This window comes from Pseudomonas sp. FR229a (genome assembly GCF_030209115.1).
Classification (GTDB): domain Bacteria; phylum Pseudomonadota; class Gammaproteobacteria; order Pseudomonadales; family Pseudomonadaceae; genus Aquipseudomonas; species Aquipseudomonas moraviensis_A.
Genome location: NZ_JARVSP010000020.1, coordinates 226,230 through 245,097, shown reverse-complemented (window position 1 = coordinate 245,097; position 18,868 = coordinate 226,230). Strand labels below are relative to the sequence as shown.

At 57.8% G+C, this 18,868-nt stretch carries 20 protein-coding genes; 9 read left to right on the top strand and 11 right to left on the bottom strand.

The window, feature by feature from the left end; all coding sequences use genetic code 11:
* Nucleotides 1-14 precede the first annotated feature (14 nt).
* The gene (locus QRN33_RS16165) at nucleotides 15-623 is read right to left on the bottom strand and encodes a hypothetical protein (protein ID WP_042609816.1); all 609 of its coding nucleotides are present in this window, start codon (nucleotides 621-623) and stop codon (nucleotides 15-17) included.
* A gap of 215 nt (nucleotides 624-838) precedes the next feature.
* On the opposite strand from QRN33_RS16165, the gene QRN33_RS16160 reads away from it, so the two are divergent.
* Nucleotides 839-1,534, top strand: coding sequence for a heavy metal response regulator transcription factor (locus QRN33_RS16160; protein WP_039760267.1), 696 nt, complete (start codon nucleotides 839-841; stop codon nucleotides 1,532-1,534).
* Entirely contained in the window at nucleotides 1,507-2,895 is a 1,389-nt protein-coding gene (locus tag QRN33_RS16155) for a heavy metal sensor histidine kinase (protein ID WP_281921192.1), read from the top strand. The genes QRN33_RS16160 and QRN33_RS16155 overlap by 28 nt, the downstream gene beginning before the upstream one ends.
* On the opposite strand, the gene QRN33_RS16150 is transcribed toward QRN33_RS16155, so the two are convergent.
* Together QRN33_RS16150 and QRN33_RS16145 are read right to left on the bottom strand one after the other, a co-directional pair.
* Nucleotides 2,867-3,373, bottom strand: a complete 507-nt coding sequence (locus tag QRN33_RS16150) for a nuclear transport factor 2 family protein (RefSeq protein WP_064361703.1) — start codon at nucleotides 3,371-3,373, stop codon at nucleotides 2,867-2,869. The two genes, QRN33_RS16155 and QRN33_RS16150, sit on opposite strands and share 29 nt — an antisense overlap.
* Before the next feature lie 79 nt (nucleotides 3,374-3,452).
* A complete protein-coding gene (locus QRN33_RS16145) occupies nucleotides 3,453-4,211 on the bottom strand; it encodes an SDR family oxidoreductase (RefSeq protein WP_064361704.1) in 759 nt (252 codons plus the stop codon).
* Between the two features lie 168 nt (nucleotides 4,212-4,379).
* Here QRN33_RS16145 and QRN33_RS16140 point away from each other — a divergent pair, with 168 nt between their 5' ends.
* A complete protein-coding gene (locus QRN33_RS16140; RefSeq protein WP_350310283.1) occupies nucleotides 4,380-5,891 on the top strand; it encodes an MFS transporter in 1,512 nt (503 codons plus the stop codon).
* Nucleotide 5,892: 1 nt separating this feature from the next.
* Here QRN33_RS16140 and QRN33_RS16135 read toward each other — a convergent pair whose 3' ends face one another.
* Nucleotides 5,893-6,753 (bottom strand): LysR family transcriptional regulator, encoded by an 861-nt coding sequence (locus tag QRN33_RS16135; RefSeq protein WP_285409356.1) that lies wholly within the window; start codon nucleotides 6,751-6,753, stop codon nucleotides 5,893-5,895.
* Nucleotides 6,754-6,871: 118 nt separating this feature from the next.
* On the opposite strand from QRN33_RS16135, the gene QRN33_RS16130 reads away from it, so the two are divergent.
* The 3 genes from QRN33_RS16130 (at nucleotide 6,872) to QRN33_RS16120 (ending at nucleotide 9,415) form a co-directional block, all read left to right on the top strand.
* Nucleotides 6,872-7,723 carry an NAD(P)-dependent oxidoreductase gene (locus tag QRN33_RS16130; protein WP_285409355.1) on the top strand — a complete coding sequence of 284 codons (852 nt, stop codon included), beginning with the start codon at nucleotides 6,872-6,874 and terminating at the stop codon, nucleotides 7,721-7,723.
* Nucleotides 7,724-7,757: 34 nt separating this feature from the next.
* Nucleotides 7,758-8,789 (top strand): chorismate mutase, encoded by a 1,032-nt coding sequence (locus QRN33_RS16125; protein ID WP_065617253.1) that lies wholly within the window; start codon nucleotides 7,758-7,760, stop codon nucleotides 8,787-8,789.
* Nucleotides 8,790-9,022: 233 nt separating this feature from the next.
* Complete coding sequence (locus QRN33_RS16120; protein ID WP_285409354.1) at nucleotides 9,023-9,415, top strand: RidA family protein; 393 nt, start codon at nucleotides 9,023-9,025, stop codon at nucleotides 9,413-9,415.
* A 36-nt stretch (nucleotides 9,416-9,451) separates the two neighbouring features.
* Here QRN33_RS16120 and QRN33_RS16115 read toward each other — a convergent pair whose 3' ends face one another.
* The 6 genes from QRN33_RS16115 to pstS form a co-directional block, all read right to left on the bottom strand.
* Complete coding sequence (locus tag QRN33_RS16115; RefSeq protein ID WP_285409353.1) at nucleotides 9,452-10,093, bottom strand: hypothetical protein; 642 nt, start codon at nucleotides 10,091-10,093, stop codon at nucleotides 9,452-9,454.
* Nucleotides 10,093-10,791: a hypothetical protein gene (locus tag QRN33_RS16110; RefSeq protein ID WP_083352860.1), complete on the bottom strand. Its 699-nt coding sequence runs from the start codon at nucleotides 10,789-10,791 to the stop codon at nucleotides 10,093-10,095. Before QRN33_RS16110 ends, QRN33_RS16115 begins: the two co-directional genes overlap by 1 nt.
* 93 nt (nucleotides 10,792-10,884) lie before the next feature.
* Nucleotides 10,885-11,646 (bottom strand): phosphate ABC transporter ATP-binding protein PstB, encoded by a 762-nt coding sequence (pstB, locus tag QRN33_RS16105; RefSeq protein WP_016774591.1) that lies wholly within the window; start codon nucleotides 11,644-11,646, stop codon nucleotides 10,885-10,887.
* Between the two features lie 75 nt (nucleotides 11,647-11,721).
* The gene (gene pstA, locus QRN33_RS16100) at nucleotides 11,722-12,633 is read right to left on the bottom strand and encodes a phosphate ABC transporter permease PstA (protein WP_065617250.1); all 912 of its coding nucleotides are present in this window, start codon (nucleotides 12,631-12,633) and stop codon (nucleotides 11,722-11,724) included.
* Nucleotides 12,633-13,598 (bottom strand): phosphate ABC transporter permease subunit PstC, encoded by a 966-nt coding sequence (gene pstC, locus QRN33_RS16095; protein ID WP_042609807.1) that lies wholly within the window; start codon nucleotides 13,596-13,598, stop codon nucleotides 12,633-12,635. Before pstC ends, pstA begins: the two co-directional genes overlap by 1 nt.
* 74 nt (nucleotides 13,599-13,672) lie before the next feature.
* Complete coding sequence (gene pstS / locus QRN33_RS16090) at nucleotides 13,673-14,704, bottom strand: phosphate ABC transporter substrate-binding protein PstS (protein ID WP_064361713.1); 1,032 nt, start codon at nucleotides 14,702-14,704, stop codon at nucleotides 13,673-13,675.
* 177 nt (nucleotides 14,705-14,881) lie between these two features.
* Between pstS and ppk2 the strand changes: the two genes are divergently transcribed.
* The 3 genes from ppk2 (at nucleotide 14,882) to QRN33_RS16075 (ending at nucleotide 17,871) form a co-directional block, all read left to right on the top strand.
* Nucleotides 14,882-15,799: a polyphosphate kinase 2 gene (gene ppk2 / locus QRN33_RS16085; protein ID WP_123418307.1), complete on the top strand. Its 918-nt coding sequence runs from the start codon at nucleotides 14,882-14,884 to the stop codon at nucleotides 15,797-15,799.
* A 249-nt stretch (nucleotides 15,800-16,048) separates the two neighbouring features.
* Nucleotides 16,049-17,488 carry an ATPase domain-containing protein gene (locus tag QRN33_RS16080; protein WP_285409352.1) on the top strand — a complete coding sequence of 480 codons (1,440 nt, stop codon included), beginning with the start codon at nucleotides 16,049-16,051 and terminating at the stop codon, nucleotides 17,486-17,488.
* A 23-nt stretch (nucleotides 17,489-17,511) separates the two neighbouring features.
* Nucleotides 17,512-17,871: a response regulator gene (locus QRN33_RS16075; protein ID WP_042609803.1), complete on the top strand. Its 360-nt coding sequence runs from the start codon at nucleotides 17,512-17,514 to the stop codon at nucleotides 17,869-17,871.
* On the opposite strand, the gene QRN33_RS16070 is transcribed toward QRN33_RS16075, so the two are convergent.
* Complete coding sequence (locus QRN33_RS16070; RefSeq protein ID WP_227974436.1) at nucleotides 17,866-18,822, bottom strand: fimbrial protein; 957 nt, start codon at nucleotides 18,820-18,822, stop codon at nucleotides 17,866-17,868. The two genes, QRN33_RS16075 and QRN33_RS16070, sit on opposite strands and share 6 nt — an antisense overlap.
* Nucleotides 18,823-18,868 lie beyond the last annotated feature (46 nt).

Below are 18,868 nucleotides of genomic sequence, written 5' to 3'. Positions count from 1 at the left end.
GCTTTCTCAGATGATTACATCGGTGGCTGGAAGCCATCCTTGCCGACTGCAATGCCGCGTGCGGTGCCATCTGCAGCGGGGAACACGACGATTTTCGTTCCTTTGACCAGCTCATCGGCTTTGCCTGGCTCGACGTAGGCGATAGGCACGTCATCCGGCACGACGATTTGTTTCTCGCCGCCCTGGTAGTTGACGGTCAACGTGCGGCCGTCGGTTTTGGACAGTTTGCCAACGGTGCCGTTGGTCATGGTGCCAGTGCTGCCGTCTGCGTTCTGCCAACCGTAATGACCTTCGCCGCTGCCCTTGAGCCTGGCGTCGAATACCGTGACCTCAAGCGCCTTCAAGGTTCCGTTGGCCTGCGGGATGGCCGCCGAGCCGATGAAGCTGTCGGATTTGATCGAGTCGATATTGGCCTTCGATACCCGGCTGATACCGGTCTTGTCAGTCAGTCCGATCGTCTGCTGGGCGCCAGAGCGGACAGTGAAGGTCAGCGTGTTGTTGCTGACGCTTTCCACCGTACCGCGCAGTGGTTTGATGACCGGCATGTCGGCGGCGGTGGCAATGACGGCAGCGCTGAGCATCACCAAACCGAACGTAGTAGACAGGGCGTTTTTGAGTTGCATGGTGACGATTCCTCATGGGTTGATGTGTCGCCATCCTCGACCGCAGACCGGGACGTCACGATGACCGCCGAATGACATTTTTGTCATTCGCCAACCCTGACCATGTATGACAGAAATGTAACCGACTGCGCCCGCTCATCCCGTTACACTGCACAGCCGAGATACCGATGTCGCGGACTTAACCCCGTCATGAAGAAACCCGAGCGCGCCTGACGATGCATATCCTGCTGATCGAAGATGACACCAAAACAGGTGAGTACCTGAAAAAGGGGCTCGGTGAGTCCGGTTACAACGTCGACTGGACCCAGCATGGCGCTGACGGCCTGCACATGGCCTTGCATACGACCTATGACCTGATCGTGCTGGACGTGATGTTGCCCGGGATTGACGGGTTTCAGATCATCGAGCTGTTGCGCGCCAGACAAGACGTACCCGTGCTGTTCCTTACCGCGCGCGACCAGTTGCAAGACCGCATTCGCGGTCTGGAACTGGGCGCCGATGATTACCTGATCAAACCTTTTTCGTTTACCGAACTGCTGTTGCGCATCCGCACTATTCTGCGCCGCGGTGTCGTGCGCGAAGCCGACCATTTCCACCTTGCCGATCTCGAACTGGATCTGGTCCGGCGCCGCGTGACCCGCCAACAACAGGTGATCGTGCTGACCAACAAGGAGTTCGCCCTGCTCCATCTGTTTCTCCGTCGAGCCGGCGATGTGTTGTCCAGGACACAAATCGCTTCGGAAGTCTGGGACATGAATTTCGACAGCGATACCAACGTGGTGGACGTCGCTGTCAAGCGCCTGCGCAACAAGGTCGACCAGCCCTACCCGATCAAGCTGATCCATACCATTCGCGGTATCGGCTATGTCTGCGAGGTGAGGCCATGCGGTCCCGACGCCAACCCTCGCTGACGCTGCGATCGACCGTGGCGTTTGCCATGGTCGCGATGCTGGCCGTGGCCGGCGCGGGCTTCTATCTGTATCAGACGATGAAGGCCTCGGTATTGGTCTACAGCGATCACGCGGTGATGGGCCGTCTGGAGCATTTTCGCAAGCTCCTGCATTACGAACTCGCCATCGAAAAGCTGCGCGACAGCCCGCAGATTTTCAAGAACATGCTCGACAGCGAAGACGACATCTTCATCATTGAAGAGCCGGGGCAGCCACCGGTCATCCAGGTCAATCCACTCAACGTCACGTTGCCTGAACTGCCGGTGATCGGCCAGGACACAAAGCTGAGCGTCAGTGATCTGCGCAGCGGCGTGACCGACTCGGGAACAAGGCTGCGCGCCGCCTCCGTAGTCACGACGTCGGGTGGCCGTGTAGTCCGATTGACGGCCGCCCACCTTATGGGCAAGGAAATGGCGATGCTTGCAGCGTATCGCGAGCGCATCTACCTGGCCGTGGCCCTTGCCTTTCTGGCAACCGCGTTGCTGGGTTATCTGTTATTGCGTCGCGGGCTGCGTCCGCTGCGCAAAATGGCCGCCCATGCCGCAGCCATAACGCCTGAGCGTCTGCACAGCCGTATGGACAGCGCCGATACGCCGGTTGAATTGCAACAGCTGAGTGACGCCTATAACGCGATGCTTGATCGTCTTGCTCAGGGTTATCAGCGACTGACGCAATTTTCCGCCGACCTTGCCCATGAAATCCGCACGCCGGTCGGGTCGTTGATGGGACATTGTCAGGTTGCCCTTCGCCAACGCCGTAGCGAGGACGAATATCAGGCGCTGATCGCTTCGAACCTTGAAGAACTCGAACGGATCTCGCGCATCGTCGAAAGCATTCTGTTTCTGGCGCGCGCCGATGAAGCGCAAGCCGTAGTGGAGCGCCAGCAACTGTCGCTGCATGACGAATCACAGCGCATCGCTGAGTATTTTGAGGGCTTGGCTGAAGAGCGGCGAATGAGCTTCCAAATAACGGGCGATGGTATCGTGCTCGCTGACCCCTTGCTGCTGCGCAGAGCGTTGAGCAACCTGGTGGCGAACGCTGTTCGCTACGCTTACGAGGGCACCGAGATTCTGATACGGGTATTGGAAACCCACGGAGGTACCCGGATTGAAGTGGAGAACCAAGGGCCGGTGCTGGGCGACGAAACCCTGGGCAAACTCTTCGACCGCTTTTACCGTGGCGATGCGTCTCGGCACCAGAATTCCGACTCCTACGGGCTTGGCCTCGCCATTGTCGTGGCCATCATGCAACTGCATGGCGGCCACGTGGGTGTCGAACAGCCAAGGGCCGGGACTATTCGTTTTTCGCTGTCGTTCCCTTGAGCTGCTCGACCGCTGCAAACTGTTCTTCGCCCGCTGCGGGTACCCAATCTTTTAACGGCGTCAGGAAGTGCAGTTCAAAACGACGTGACAGGAACGCCCACTTTCCGTACCGACGTTCAAACCTGTCGTGGTAAAGACCGCTGACTTGCACCGGGCCTTTTTCAATGTCATGAAACAGGCAATCCGCAGCTACCGTGCCCACTGCGCTGTCACCCTCGATTTCAATCAGCGGGTTGGCCATCCAGTGGTGCATATGGGGCATCTGGCGCCAGCTGTTTTGCGCCATCGCCAGGATTTCGTCACGGTTTCCAGCCTGGCCAAAACCCGGTAGATCCAGTGTCGACTCTTCGTGCCAGATTGAGCTAAGAAGCGAGGCGTCGATGCGGTCGAAAGCATTGGCGTAGGCGCTGATCAGCGACTCGATGGCGGCGCGACTTTCCAGGGCGTCCAGTCGGGCTGTCAGTTGTTCATTGTTCATGATGAGGTTTCCTGCAGGGGCTGCGCATAAGCGAGGAAGGCAGCCCTGCGCGAGGGCTGCGCTACGGTTGAGCACGTGGTCAGATCTGCGACAGGCCGCCGTCGACCATCAACTCCACACCGTTGACATATTTCGCATCGGCAGACGCAAGAAACAGCGCCGACGAGGCGATTTCCTCAGGCTCGGCCATGTACCCCAATGGCGTGATCTGCTCGACGTGCTGACGCAGCGCGGCGACGTCGCTTTCGCTCATCTTCAAGCCGTTATCCATCAGCGGTGTGCGGGTGAAGCCAGGGCTCAGGACATTCGCTCTGATCTTGCGACCTTTGAGTTCGTTGGCCCACGTCCTGGCAAAGGAACGTACCGCGGCTTTGGACGCGTTGTAGAGGCTCAGTCCTTCCATGCCATTGCTGGAACAGATAGAGGCCGTCAGTACGATCGAAGCGCCATTTTTCAACAATGGCATCAACGTCTGTACAGTAAAAAAGACTCCCTTTACGTTGATGTCGAACATGTTGAAATAGGCGGCCTCGGTGGTCTCGCCCAGCGGGTTCTTTTCACAAATACCCGCATTGGCAAACACTGAGTCCAGTTGATCGTCGTGCGCCTCAATCGTCGCCTTGAGCTCGTCCAGATCAACCTGGCGCGCGACATCGGAAATGACCGCGACCGCCCTGTCGCCAAGCTTGGCCACCGCCGCCTCCAGCGTGGCTGCAGAACGCCCGGTGATGTAAACGCGCCTGGCGCCCTCGGCAATCAAACCCTGTGCAATCGCAAATCCGATCCCGGTGGACGCGCCGGTGACGACTGCGACCTGATCAGCGAATTTACCCGACATAACTGACTCCTCGATTTCGGTTGTGTGGCTCGACTGGAACCACAGTGCGGCCATTGTGCGAGGAGGCAGGGGCGTAGCGGCACTGCCATAAATGAACATTGGCCGTTCATTTATGTGAGGCGTCAGCCAGGGTTTGATCGTTTAGATTGAAGTCAGCTGATTCAAAGCATGACCCGCAATCGAAAATATTCTGGAGCCGAAGGGTTTCAGAAAGGAGACCTTATGCCTGAGAAAATAGTAGCCCTTCCGGAACAGCGGCGCTGGCTGATGTTCGCCATCCTGTTGGTCGGTGCATTCTTGCCGCCGCTGGATTTCTTCATCGTGAACGTAGCGCTGCCTTCGATTCAGCAATCGCTAGGCACGGCCTCCTCTGCCGAACAGTTGATCATCTCTTCTTACGCGGCGCTGTATGCCGTGACACTGATCACCGGCGGACGGCTTGGTGACATCTTTGGCCGCATGAGAATGTTCTTCGTTGGCCTGATTGGCTTTGCCGTCGCCTCACTGATCTGCGGTGTCGCCGAGTCACCCTGGGTGTTGATCGCCGGACGCTCGCTGCAAGGCGTGACGGCCGCTGTAATGGCGCCGCAGGCACTCGCTTCAGTGCAGGCGATATTCCCTGAGTCGGAAAAACCCTTGGCGTTGAGCCTGTACGGTGCGGTGTTTGGTTTGGCGTCGGTAGTCGGCCAGGCACTTGGCGGGATTCTGATCTCGCTCAACCTGATGAACCTGGGCTGGCGGACGATATTTCTGGTGAATTTACCGATTGCGTTGCTGGTCATTCTGATCGCCATCCCCGTGGTCAAGGAAACCCGCGCACCCCAGACCAGCAAGCTGGATCTGGGTGGAACGCTGTTGTCGATGGTGACGCTTGCGGCGCTGATCGTTCCGCTGATCGAGGGACGTGAAGCGGGCTGGCCGTTGTGGGCCTGGCTGTCGCTGGCGGCGGCACCACTGCTTGCCTGGCTGTTCTGGCGCTACGAAGCCCGCTTGTATCAAGCGCAAGGCGCGCCGTTGCTGAACCCTGCTGCACTACGTGCGCCCGGGCTGGGCCGGGCATTGCTGGTGGCGCTGACTTTTTACGCAATCGGTGTGTTCTTCCTGCTGCTTTCCATCTATTTACAGGGCGCGCTGCATACGAGCCCGCTCAGTGCAGGTCTGGTCTTTCTGCCATTCGGCGCTGGTTTCTTGCTGGGGCCGCTCGCCACCCATCTGTTCCGGCGTTTGCTGGGGTCTTATGTGAATCCCTTCGGAATGGCACTCGAAGTGCTGGGGTTCGTACTGTTGGCCTGGCTCGTGGCGCACACACCGACGGCCGTCACGCCCTCTGCGCTGTCCCTTGCCGTGATTCTCTTTCTGATCGGCTTCGGACAAGGACTGGCCCTTCCGACATTGATGCGCATGATCACTGGACGCGTGGCACCGGCGTATTCCGGCATGATTGCGGGCATCACTAGTTCCACCCTGCAAATCAGCACAGCACTGAGCGTGGCGATCATCGGTGGCATTTTTTACACGCTTCTGGGCAAGGACACGGACGCGGCGGCCATCACCCACGCCTTCACCGTCGCCATACTGTGCATCGCTGCCTGTCTGGCCGTAGGCGCAGGACTGAGCCTGAGCCTGGCGCGCCAACCTGCTGCAGAGCTGCAAACGGCGGCCATGCAGCCGGCAGAGTGAATCAACCGCCTGCCTGAGTGCCAATCATGACGGAGGCCAGGTCGGCAAGCGCGCGCAGGCTGTCCATCTGGCGCATGTCCTGGTGGTAGCCCATCCAAATGTCGCGGCCTGGTGGCGGTTCATCTGAATCGATCAGACGCAGCGCCGTCAACTGGTCGCCCAAAGCGCGGGGCAATACCGCGACGCCCTGCCCCTGCGCACACATTTGCGCCTGGACTGTGCGACTGCTACTGGTAAACACGGTACGCGCCAGAGGGTAACGCTGCTGCAGCCACTGCACATCGGGATAATGGGACTGGGCAACACTCATGGTGATCAGACCCAGCCCGGCGCCCTGTGGCTCAGGGTCAGCAGATCCAACGGCTGCGTATAACCCGTAACTCAAGGAGATCAGCTTGCGGTGCACGATATCGGGTTCGGTGAACGGAACGATGCGAAACGCGATGTCGGCGTCGCGGCGAGCCAGATCAAACAATCGATGCCCGGCAATGACCTCGGGCACGATCAATGGATAACGCCGGCCCAGTTCACTCAGCACCGGGGCCAGGACATAACAGGCGAACCAGTCAGCGCAGGAAATGCGCAGCACACCTTCGGGCTGTGCGCTGTCCCCCGCGAGGCGCCTTTCGATGGCCAACGCACTTTGCTCCATTTCCTGCGCGAGGCTGAGGAGCTTCTCGCCGCTGTCGGTCAACACGAGACCTTGGTTGGTACGCAGGAAAACGGGTTGGCCACTGAACTGTTCCAGCACCTGCAAGCGCCGCCCCACGGTCGGATGGCTGACCCCCAACAGCTTGGCGGCAGCCCCTAATGACCCGCTGCGGGCAATCGCGAGAAAGACCCGCACATCACTCCAGTCCATGCTCCGCCCCCGTACAAAAATGAACAGTGAGAGTGCAGCAATGGCAGTGCCGTAGCAATCCCGTGCCCGACATACTTGTCTGCATTCACCGTCGTCGAATACCAACCGGAGACTGCAAATGAAGATTGGTTTTATCGGAGTGGGAAGCATGGGCAGAGCCATCATTCCACTGCTCGTCCGCGCTGGCCATCACGTCTCGGCATGGAACCGCAATCACGCGGCGATCAAGGATCTCGAAGGCATCAGCGTTATCGAATCGCCGGCCTCGGCGTTCCAGCAAGAGGTGGTCATCACTCTTCTGGCCGATGATGCCGCTGTCAGGCAAGTGCTGCTCGCCAGCGCTGTTCTGGAAACTGCAGACAAAGCTTGCGTGCATGTCGTGATGTCGACCTTGTCGCCTTCGCTGATGTTGGAGTTGCAGCGCGAACATGAAGCCGTCGGCATGCCATTGATCGCGGCGCCGGTTTTCGGCGTGCCCGCCGTGGCGGCCAAGGGCGAGTTGAATATCCTGGCGGCCGGATCGCAGGCCGCTGTCTCGACCGTCCAACCGCTGCTCGACCTGCTCGGGAAAAAAACCTGGTATCTGGGCGATCAACCTGAACAGGCCTGTATCGCGAAAATCGCCGGCAACATGATGATCACCCAAGCCATCCAGTCTCTGGGCGAAGCCAGCGGACTCGTTCAACGCCACGGACTGAGCCCTTCGATTTTCATCAAGCTCATGACCCAGACCCTGTTCGCCTGCCCCAGTTATCAACGTTATGGGCAGAACATCGTCAGCAGCAATTTTGAACCGGGATTCAAACTGTCGCTTGGCCTCAAGGATATGAATCTGGCGATCGATGCGGGTCGTCTCAAAGGGCTGGAGTTGCCAGCGGCGGATGCCGTTCGATTGAAAATGAAGTCGGCGGTAGCCAGGGGGGATGGCGACAAGGACTGGTCGGTTTTCGTTCAGCAGACGAATCATTGAGAAGCTCTTTCGAACACCTGTCACGAGGTCATTCATGGAAAACTCCGACATCGCGCGTCAACTCTCAACATTCAGGAAAACCATCGACAATATCGACGCCGCGCTCATCCATCTGCTCGCGGAACGGTTTCGCTGTACCGATGAGGTCGGATTGCTCAAAGCCCGATATCAGTTGCCTGCGGTAGACGAGGCCAGAGAGCAGCAGCAATACCAGCGTCTGGCAGCACTTGCTCAGGAGGCTGAGCTGGATACGGCCATCGTGCAGAGGCTGATGCAGTTGGTCATTGGCGAAGTGGTCGAGCGCCACAGGCAGATCGCCGCCAGGCATGCCCCGACACCCCCAATAACCCCACCCCTCGGGGCTGACCCCGGCGCCACTTATCGAAGCAATCAGACAAACGAGCAGAACCGCATGAAATGGCCAACGATCGAGCAAATTCGCAGCTTCACCGATTTACCCTATGGCTACAGTTGGGATTACCTGAAACGTGAGGAGATCAATGTCGCGACAGATTTTTTCCGGACATGGTTTCCCTCCATTTCGGTGGGGTTGGCAAGCCCGTTTCTGGACCAGCAGTTCTACGCAGACAACGTGGTGCTCGAAGAAGATCCGGATCGAGGCATATTTGCTACCGTCGTCCGCCAGAACGATGAGATTGTCGCTATCGCCACGTGGGAAAAAATTGACGGTGCTGACGTTATTTTCGGGCGGGTCGGCGCGGTAGCCAAACCGCACAGACAAGCCAGACTGGCCGTTGCGGCCCAGGACCTGGGAGAAAAAATCGGCACGTTCATCGGCGCGGGGCTGATCTATGGCATGGCAACAACCCGCACGCCGTATATGCAACAAGCACTGGAGCAAGCCGGTTACAAAGCGGTAGGGATAATGCCTGGCCTGGACCGGGAAGAAACAGCACCTGGAATCGTGCGCAGGGTTTACGAAGTCATCTACGTAAAACGGCTCGCACCACACGCCGACTTTCTCATTCCTACCGGTCATAACCTTACCCCTACAGTCGCGCGACTTTACGCAGATATATTTCAAGGTGATGACGACACGAACTGACGAGCCAGCCTAGTAGCGAACCAACCATCGAAATGCTTCTGATCAGTAACGCTCCCGGCTCGCGCCTTTTGCATCGATCGAGGTAGCCACATTAGGTAATGAGTTCAAAAAGACTCAGCAGCGGCTAAAAGCACCTGTGGGGTTGATTAATAGATGAGAAGTGAACTGAGTGGACGCGGCTCTGGCCCCTGAGTTAGCTTTCGTAACCGTTCTAACTTTGGGGCTCCGCAATCATGACTGATCGTCAGATCATTGTTCCAGATGGCATGAGATTGATCTGCGAGCGTGCTGGTTATGCACCAGCAGTAAAGGTAGGAAAAACTCTCTACTGCGCGGGTCAGGTAGGCAGGACGCCGGAATTATTCGTTATCGAAGACCCTGAGCAGCAGTTCTTGGCTGCATGGGACAATCTCCGGGTCGTCTTGGAGGCAGGTGGCTGTAAATTTGAAGATGTCGTAGAAATGACAACTTATCACGTCGATATGCACCGTCACATGCCAACTTTCAGACGCGTGAAGGATAAAGTCTTTCCGAGAAGCACTTGCACGTGGACCTGCATTGGTGTCAGTGAGTTGGCTCGACCTGGCCTTCTCGTGGAGATCAAATGCGTCGCCGTAGAGCGATAAAAAGCGCTGCTGTCCAGATAGCCAACGCGTACTCGCTCAGCCAAGCGGCTCAAAGAACGTCTCCGCCCGTTTTGGCACCGGCTTTTTATGTCTGAACATCTGCTGCCAAGCGAGCTGCGCCTGGACCTTGGCCACCGAATCCAGCACTTTCTGCGCCCAGCGATCATCCTCGGGATGCACCACGACCACCCGGAAGCCATGATCCTTGCCTTCAAGCTGCACGCCCTCCGAATCATCGACATGCAAGTCAATATCGAACGCTGGTGGATATTTTGAAGGCGCATTCGACATCCCGTGCGCCGTCAGGGCACGGTTGTGCAGCACGCTGTTGACCACGCCGTCGACGCGGATGCCGTACAGCGCCAACCAGCGCCTGATATAGGACGGCGTGCGCCCGGATGAGGTGTAGACCCAGATGCTGCAGTCCTGGCGGCGCAGCTCGCGGATCAGCGATCGCGTGCCCATGCGCAACGGCTCACCCAGCCAACGATGAATACAGGCGGGAAGTCGGCTTTTCTCGACTGCGCAGTGGTGGAGCTGGCAAGCGAGCGTGTCATCGATATCGAACGAAATTCGTATGCGCTGACGCCTGAACAGCTGCGGCAGAGCGCAGCGGATGGCCTGCCCTGCCCGGCTGGCGAAGGTTCTGCATTTGGCCGATGCTGGAGCCCCGCTCATCAATGGCCACCGTGGGAGACAGGCAGGGGCTTGTCTTTGAGAAAGAACTTCATTGGTTCGGGCGCCTGTTCTTCTAAAAATGCTGCGTATTTTTTCTTGATCTTGGGCAATTCGTACAACGCCTTGACGCCATGCTTGGCGGAGTTGCGGATGACCGAGGACGGGTTGAAATAGCCCTCGGCGTTTTCAAGCGTCAGCACGAACGGAGGCAGCCCCGCCCGCATGAGCAGGTAGCTGACAATCAGCGAGCCACTGCGGTTATTGCCTTCGATAAACAGCTGCGGCTTGCTCAGAATGCGCACATAGACCCCCGCTGCACGCTTCCAGACCGATTCACTGCGATACGCGCAATACCAGTTGTACAAGTCCTTGATGCCTCCCTCAACATTGTTGAAGAAGTGCGCTTCGGTGGCTGCCAGATGCTGGGCGTATTCGAGCCGGCGTGCCGGATCCCGGCCACACAGCACCGTGGCATTGATCTCCAGCATCAGGTTCAGTTGCTGCAGATCGAACAGGTCGACGCCGCGGGCAACATATTCGTCAACCAACGCATAACCTTCAAGCACATTGTTCAGGACTTCGTCAGTGAACGGGTCTCGGGGCTCGGTGAAGTGCCGGCTGAGCTCGGCGAAACGGCTCTGCACGTTACGCAGTGCGCGTTCAATCGCAGGCAAATCAAGACGGTGCTTGGCAGGCATTGGAGCTCCTTGGAAACGCTTGGTGAATGTCCGCCGGTGCCCGCCAAATCCATTTGGCTTGTGCAGGTAGGCGGCCGTGACCGGTGCTGTGACTTAGCTGAACTTGCCGCTGATGTAATCGCCGGTCATCTGTTCCCGCGGATTGTCGAAGATCTGCGCCGTCGGGCCCATCTCGACCAGATAGCCCGTGCGCGTGCCCTGGGAAATATCCACCGAGAAAAACGCCGTGGTGTCAGCGACACGGATGGCTTGCTGCATGTTGTGAGTGACCAGTGCGATGGTGTAGTCCTTCTTCAACTCGACCATCAATTCTTCGACGCGTCGGGTGGCGATCGGGTCGAGTGCCGAACAAGGCTCATCCAGCAGCAGGACTTCCGGCTCAGTGGCGATGGCGCGAGCGATACACAGGCGTTGCTGCTGGCCACCGGAGAGCGACAGGCCGCTGACCTTGAGCTTGTCCTTGACTTCATCCCACAGCGCGGCGCCTTGCAGCGCATGCTTGACGCGATCGCCAATATCGCCCTTGTAGCGATTGAGGCGCAGACCAAACGCAACGTTGTCGAAGATGCTCATCGAAAACGGGTTTGGCTGTTGAAACACCATGCCGATGTAGCGGCGCACGACCACCGGGTCGACACCCTTGCCGTAGACGTCCTGCCCGAGGAAATGCACATGGCCCTCGAAACGAAACCCCTTCACCAAGTCGTTCATCCGGTTGAGGCTACGCAGCACGGTGCTCTTGCCGCAGCCTGAGGGCCCGATGAATCCAGTGATCTTGTTTTTCTCGATCGGCACGTGACTGTCACGTACCGCCATGAAGTTCCCGTAGAAAATCTTGTCCAGTTTGCAGTCCATGACTACAGGCGCCTGGGTGACAAACGGAGCGGCTATTTGCGCAGTGGATACGTTCAAAATCAGTTGCTCCCGTTCTTAATACTTGGGCTTGCCGAAAATACGGCTGATGATGTTCACGAACAGCACGATCATCACCAGCACCAACGAGGCCGCCCATGCGAGCTCGAGCTGGTTATCGAAAGGCATGCCGGAGAAGTTGTAGATCAGCACCGCCAGCGAGGCAGTCGGGTTCATGACATCGAGATTGCCCTGGTGGTAGATCCAGTAGTTGCTGAACAGCGCGGTAAACAACAGCGGTGCCGTTTCGCCTGCGGCACGCGCCACGGCGAGCATCACGCCAGTCAGGATCGCCGGCATGCCGGTCGGCAAGATGATTTTCCAGATCACCTGCGAGCGAGTGCAGCCCATGCCATAAGCGGCATCTTTCATGATCTTGGGCACCATCCGCATCGATTCTTCCGCGGTCAGCACGACGATCGGCAGCATCAGGACCGCCAGTGCCACGCCACCCGCCGGTGCCGAATACGTGCCGGTCGTCATCACCACCAGGGCATAGGCAAATACCCCCGCCAGGATCGACGGCAGGCCCGTGAGCATTTTGGCGGCGAAACGCGCGGCGTTGCCCAGTTTGCTGTCCGGCCCCAGCTCAGCCAGGAAGATCGCCGCCATGATCCCGACCGGCACCGCGATCGCTGCCGCGATACCGACCATCACAAAGGTACCTGCCATCGCGTTACCGAAACCGCCGCCCATCTCGAAGCCGGTCGGTGGCAGTTCGGTGAAGACTTCCAGGTTCAGGCGCGCGCCACCACGGGTGATCAGCATGTAGAGCACGGAAATCAGCGGCACGCTGGCCAGCAGAGCACCTGCCCAGACCAGGGTGGTCAGGATCAGGCTGCGCAGCGCGCGCCCTTCGAACTTGCGTTGCAAGCTGGGCATCGCGCCTGTCGGCGCAGTCAGGTCGGTTGCTGCGGTCAGGTCAGTCATCACTTGTTACCCCGTTGGGCGTACATCATGATCATCGAACCGAAGATGTTCACGATCAGCGTAATCAGCATCAGCACCAGCGCGGCGTACATCAACACCTCGATCTCGTTCGGCCCGGCTTCAGGGAAGTTCAGCGCCAGCAAAGCGGCAAGCGTGTTGGCGGGGGCAAACAGCGAGAGGGAAATGTTGTTGGCGTTGCCGACGAGCATGGCCAGCGCCATCGTCTCACCCAGCGCGCGCCCCAGGCCCAGCACCAGCGAGCCGAAGATGCCGGTGGCGGCCGAAGGCACCATTACTTTGAGAATCGCTTCCCAATGGGTAGTGCCCATGCCGTACGCGGCCTGCTTGGTTTTCATCGGCACAGCCGTCAGCGCGTCCTGCGACACGGCGGCAATGGTCGGCAGAATCATGATGGCGAGCACCAGCGCTGCGGGCAGCAGACCCGGACCGCTCAGGGATGTGCCGAAAAAGGGAATCCAGCCCAGTTCGCTGTTCAACCAGGTCGTCAGCGGCCGAATCGCCGGGATCACCACATAGATCCCCCACAGGCCATAGACCACGCTGGGAATGGCTGCCAGCAGTTCGACGATGGTCCGAAACAGCGCAGCGAGCTTGGTCGGCAGGAAATCCTGGGTCAGGAAAATCGCCATGCTCACGCCGAAGAAACCGGCGATCAGCAGCGCGATGAAGGCGCTGTAGAGCGTGCCCCAGATGGCCGGCAGGATGCCGTATTTGCCTTGGTTGACGTCCCACACGCTGCCCAGCAGCACATCGAAGCCGTGCTTCTCCATACCGGGAAGTGCCTTGCGTCCGACTTCGAACACCAGCGCAAATACCAGCGCAAGAATCAGCACCACGCCGATTCGCGCCAGCGCGCGAAAAGTGCGATCCACCAGGAAGTCCTTCGTCGAGGGTGGCTGGCAGGCAGAGTCGGGATTAACCGGTACGACAAAAGGTTTGTTCATGGGCTAAGTCCGGAACAGGGGGGAAACTCTCCCGGCGTGGCGCAGACGCACATGCCGAGAGAGACCTCACGGCGTTACTGAATGTTGGCGGACGCTTTGCGAACCTGTTCGACGACCGATTGCGGCAACGGGATGTAGCCCATCGAATCGGCAATCTTCTGCCCCTCGGTCAGGCTGTATTCGACCATTTCACGCATAGCCTTGGCCTTGGCCGGGTTGCCATTGTCCTTGCGGAAAATCATCCAGGTATAAGAGGTGATCGGATAGGACTTGGCACCGTCCGGATCAGGCAGCCAGGCCACCAGGTTTTCCGGCATTTTCACCGCCGCCAGGGCCTCGGCACCGCTTTCGGCGTTTGGCACTACGTAATTGCCAGCCTTGTTCTGCAACTGGGCAAAGTCGACCTTGGCGAGCTTGGCGAAGCCATATTCGATGTAACCAATCGCACCTGGGGTCTGGCGCACGGTAGCCGTTACGCCATCGTTTTTCGGCGATTTGATGAATTTGTCACTGGCCGGCCAGTTGACGGTGTTGCCCTCACCCAGCGCCTGCTTGAACTCGGCGTTGACGGTTGCCAGGTGCTTGGTGAATACCGCGGTCGTACCGCTGGAATCTGCACGCACGACAACCGTGATCGGCGTATCGGACAGTTTCAGGTCCGGGTTGGCAGCGACGATCTGCGGATCGTTCCAGCGCGTGATCTTGCCCAGGAAAATGTTGGAATACACCTCGCGTGGCAGCTTCAGACCCTTGGGATTGCCCGGCAGGTTGTAGGCCAGCACGATTTCCCCGGCAGTCATCGGCAGCAACTGCACGCCTTCGGCGACCTTAGCGATATCTTCGTCTTTCATTGCCGAGTCACTGGCAGCGAAATCTACGGTTTTGTTCAAGAAATCCTGTACGCCCGCGCCGCTGCCCTTGGATTGGTAATCCACAGTGACGCCATCGGATTTCTTGCTGAAATCCTTGAACCAGGTCAGGTAGATCGGTGCCGGGAAACTAGCTCCTGACCCCGTCAGGCGAACATTTTCTGCTGCAAAGGAGGCCGAGGTGGCACAAAGAGATACCGCAATGGCGAGTGCAGCAGACTTCATCGAACGTTTCATTAAATGACACCTAGTGATTACGGGCTCCCGAACTCTGCAGCAGTTTTGTGACGTTTTCATGAAAGCGAGGTGGCAAACGGTACCCTCCTGCCCTCACCGCAGCGGCGCACATGGATGTAATGGGTTCGTAACAAAATGTGCCTAACACTTTGCCATCCTCAGCCGCGAGCCCCTGCCATGTTCCCCACAGACGACACGCTAATACAGCGCATCCACCGTGAGCTGCTTGATCACAGTGACGAAGAGCTGGAACTTGAATTATCCGAAGACGGCCATGACCTCAACGCATTGTTCGATGAGCATGTGCAGCAGGGTTCCGAGAAGGATGCGCGAAGGACTTACTTCAGCGAACTGTTCCGCCTGCAAGGCGAACTGGTAAAGCTGCAGAGCTGGGTGGTCAAGACGGGCCACAAAGTCGTGATCCTGTTCGAGGGACGGGACGCCGCTGGTAAAGGCGGTGTCATCAAACGCATCACCCAACGCCTGAATCCCAGGGTCTGCAGGGTCGCCGCCCTACCCGCCCCCAACGACCGCGAACGCACTCAGTGGTACTTCCAGCGCTACGTCTCGCACCTGCCGGCGGCGGGTGAAATCGTGTTGTTCGACCGTAGCTGGTACAACCGCGCGGGTGTGGAACAAGTGATGGGGTTCTGCAATGAATACCAGTACGAGGAATTCTTTCGTACGGTACCGGAATTCGAACGCATGCTCGCCCGCTCCGGCATCCAGCTGATCAAATACTGGTTCTCCATATCCGACCAGGAACAGCACCTGCGTTTTCTCAGCCGTATCCATGACCCGCTCAAGCAGTGGAAACTCAGCCCCATGGATCTGGAGTCCCGCAGGCGTTGGGAAGCCTATACCAAGGCCAAGGAAATCATGCTTGAACGCACGCACATCGCCGAAGCACCGTGGTGGGTGGTACAAGCTGACGATAAAAAGAAAGCCCGGCTCAACTGCATCCATCACCTGCTCGGGCAGATGCCGTACGAAGAGGTGGAAATGCCGGTAATCGAACTGCCGCAACGCGTCAGGCAGGAAGACTATTCGCGCATTCCCACACCCCCGGAACTCATCGTGCCTCAGGTCTATTAGGCTTGGCCCAAACGAGCACTTGGAACGACAAAGCCCCGGTTATTCGGGGCTTAGTCGTTTCCGGGATCGGAAAAGCGAATCTTCCCGTGCCGCCGGTGTCCCTACTCCCTGATCGCGAGCAGTCGCTCGTCAGGCTCACGTTGCAAAAACGCTACTTTCCCTCAACCTTAATGGCCCTCAACCGGAAATGGCGTTAGCATTTAAACCATTCGGCTGAACAAGCCTGTTTATTCAGATCAGGGTCGCATTGTGGAAAAGCTAAAACGCCTTCAAAGCGGGATCGAAGGACTCGACGCGCTGCTTCAGGGAGGCCTTGTCGCGGGTGCTTCGTACATCATTCAAGGGCGCCCGGGTTCCGGCAAGACCATCCTTGCCAATCAGCTCGGGTTTCATCATGCCCGCAACGGCGGTCGTGTTCTGGTCGCCACGTTGCTGGCCGAATCCCACGACCGGCTGTTTCAGTTCCTGTCGACCATGAGCTTCTTCGACGCCTCGCGTGTTGGCGCCGAAATACAGTTTGTCAGCGCATTCGACACGCTGGAAAACGAAGGCCTCGATGAGGTGGTGAAGCTGCTTCGCCGCGAAATCACCCGGCAGAAGGCGACCGTCATGGTCGTTGACGGCCTGCTCAATGCACGGTCCAAAGCCGATTCGCCGATCGACACGAAAAAATTCATCTCCGAACTGCAAGGCCATGCGGCGTTTGCCGGTTGCACCGTGCTGTTTCTCACCAGCTCGCGCCTGGACGACGGCAGCCCCGAGCACACCATGGTCGACGGCGTCATCGAAATGGGCGAAGAGCTGTTCGGTACCCGCTCGGTGCGCCGCATTCATTTGCGCAAGACCCGCGGCAGCGGCGCGTTGACCGGTGTCCACGAATGTGAAATCACCGATAACGGCCTGGTGATCTACCCTCGCCTGGAAACGCTGTACAAACGCCCGTCCGCCCCGGACAGCGCGGACATGACGCGCATCCCAAGCGGCATTGCCTCGATGGACGACATCCTCGGAGGCGGCTTGCACAGCTCCAGCGTGACGCTGGTCATGGGTCCTTCGGGGATCGGCAAGACCACCCTGGGTCTGAAGTTCATCGCGCAGTCGACGCCGGAAGCGCCGGGCCTGCATTTCGGTTTCTATGAAAGCCCGCAGCGGCTGCGGCTCAAAGGCCGTTCGCTGGGCATCGATATTGAACAAATGGAACACAGCGGTGCGCTGAGCATTGCCTGGCAGCCGACCACCGAAGGCTTGCTGGACGGCCTCGGCGCACGCCTGCTGAGCCTGGTCGATGAAAAAGGCATCAAGCGCCTGTTTATCGATAGCCTCAGCGGCATGACGCGGGTTTCTACCACCCCGGAACGCATCACCGACTTTTTCAGTGCACTGATGAACGAGCTGCGATCCAGAGGCGTCACGGTGTTCGCCTCCTGGGAAATGCGCGATTTGTTCGGTTCCGAAGTCAGCGCACCGACCTCTGACCTGTCCAGTATTGTCGACAACCTGATGCTCATGCGGTTCTTTGAAAATCACGCTGAACTTCACAGGACGCTTTCCATTCTCAAGATACGTGATAGCTCCTACAACCCGTCGCGGTTCGAGGTGGTTATCCGTGATCAAGATGTGTTCCTGGAAAAGGCTTTGAAAAATGAACCTTCAGTCGCAGCTGAGTCATTGCCTGGTTCGATTTCGTAAGTCTTCAAGCGGGTTGAAATGACATGACCACCATCCTGGTAGTCGACGACGAGTATCTGATTGCTGACATTCTAGGCTTTGCGCTCGAGGATGAGGGCTTCATGACCGTGACCGCGAGCAATGGCAAGAAGGCTCTCGAAGTGCTGGAAAGAGAACGTCCAGCCCTGGTCATCACGGACTTCATGATGCCGGTCATGGACGGCCTCGAATTCGCCGAAGCCGTGCGTGCCCAGCCCTCCGTCAAACATCTGCCGATCATCCTGATGAGTGGCGCGCAGGCGCATATCGGCATGCAGCGCTCGGATCTTTTTGATGTCGTGGTGCCCAAGCCTTTTGATATTGCGGTGATTGTGGGTGAGGTGAAGAAGCTGTTGGGCTCATAGATACTCGACCACAAAGGCAATTTCGGCATTGGCATCGCCCGCTCTCATTTGCGCATTGGAAGGTTCAATGCGCACGAAACGAGCTTGCAAGGAAACGGATGCATTACCGCCGCTCGATGTTGGCGCTTTCATTATGTAATTCTGGTTCAGTTTGAGTATCTTTCTGTCACTGAAGCGCATTTGCAACGCCAGCCCTTTGGCAGTCGAGTTACTGTTGAGGTTTACCACGCCGGTATCAGCACTCCATGCAGGGCTGCCCGCAGTGGGCGAAAAGGAGAACCTGAAGTTATTGATTCCAGGAGGACAGTTTTTCATATCAAGAAAGAAGTATTTCTCCTTGGCATAGTCACCGTTCTGCAAAAAATCGCTCATGGTGTAGCTACCCATATCCACTTTCACATCAGGTGTTTCACAAGACTGCGAGACGATTCGTGTGCCGCTGGTATTCATTGCCAAAGGCTCAATTTCAGCAGCGACAAATGTCCCCAGTTGGCCTGAAGGTATCGTCGCACTGCCGGAAATAGTGCCCGTCTTTACAAAACGCAAGATGTGCTCAGAACCATTCCAACCCCAACCGCCAGCAGTGTCGGTAGTTCCTGGAAAGCCCTTCCACGCTTTCCCCGATGGCGGTCGGACCCATTGCCAGCCGATTCCGGTATTCCCGATAGGAAAAATCTCCACGCCCGGCTGAGTAATGCCGACATTATTGCGTACACCTTCATTGTGCACTGCGGAGCACCTGAAAGAACTGGGAATGGGACCCAGCGTCACGATAGGGCTTTCATAAATAACCGTGCCATTCGGCGCGTCACGTGGTACCGAGAGAGTGGCCGGCAGGATAACCTGCATATTGCCCATGGAATTGTCCGGATAAAATTCGCAGATCGCCGCCATTGCGTTTGACGACAACATATACAAGAGCCCGACAATTAATACACGGCATAACTTCATAACACTCTCTCTGACTCTACCTAGCGTGCAAACAACTGAATGGCTG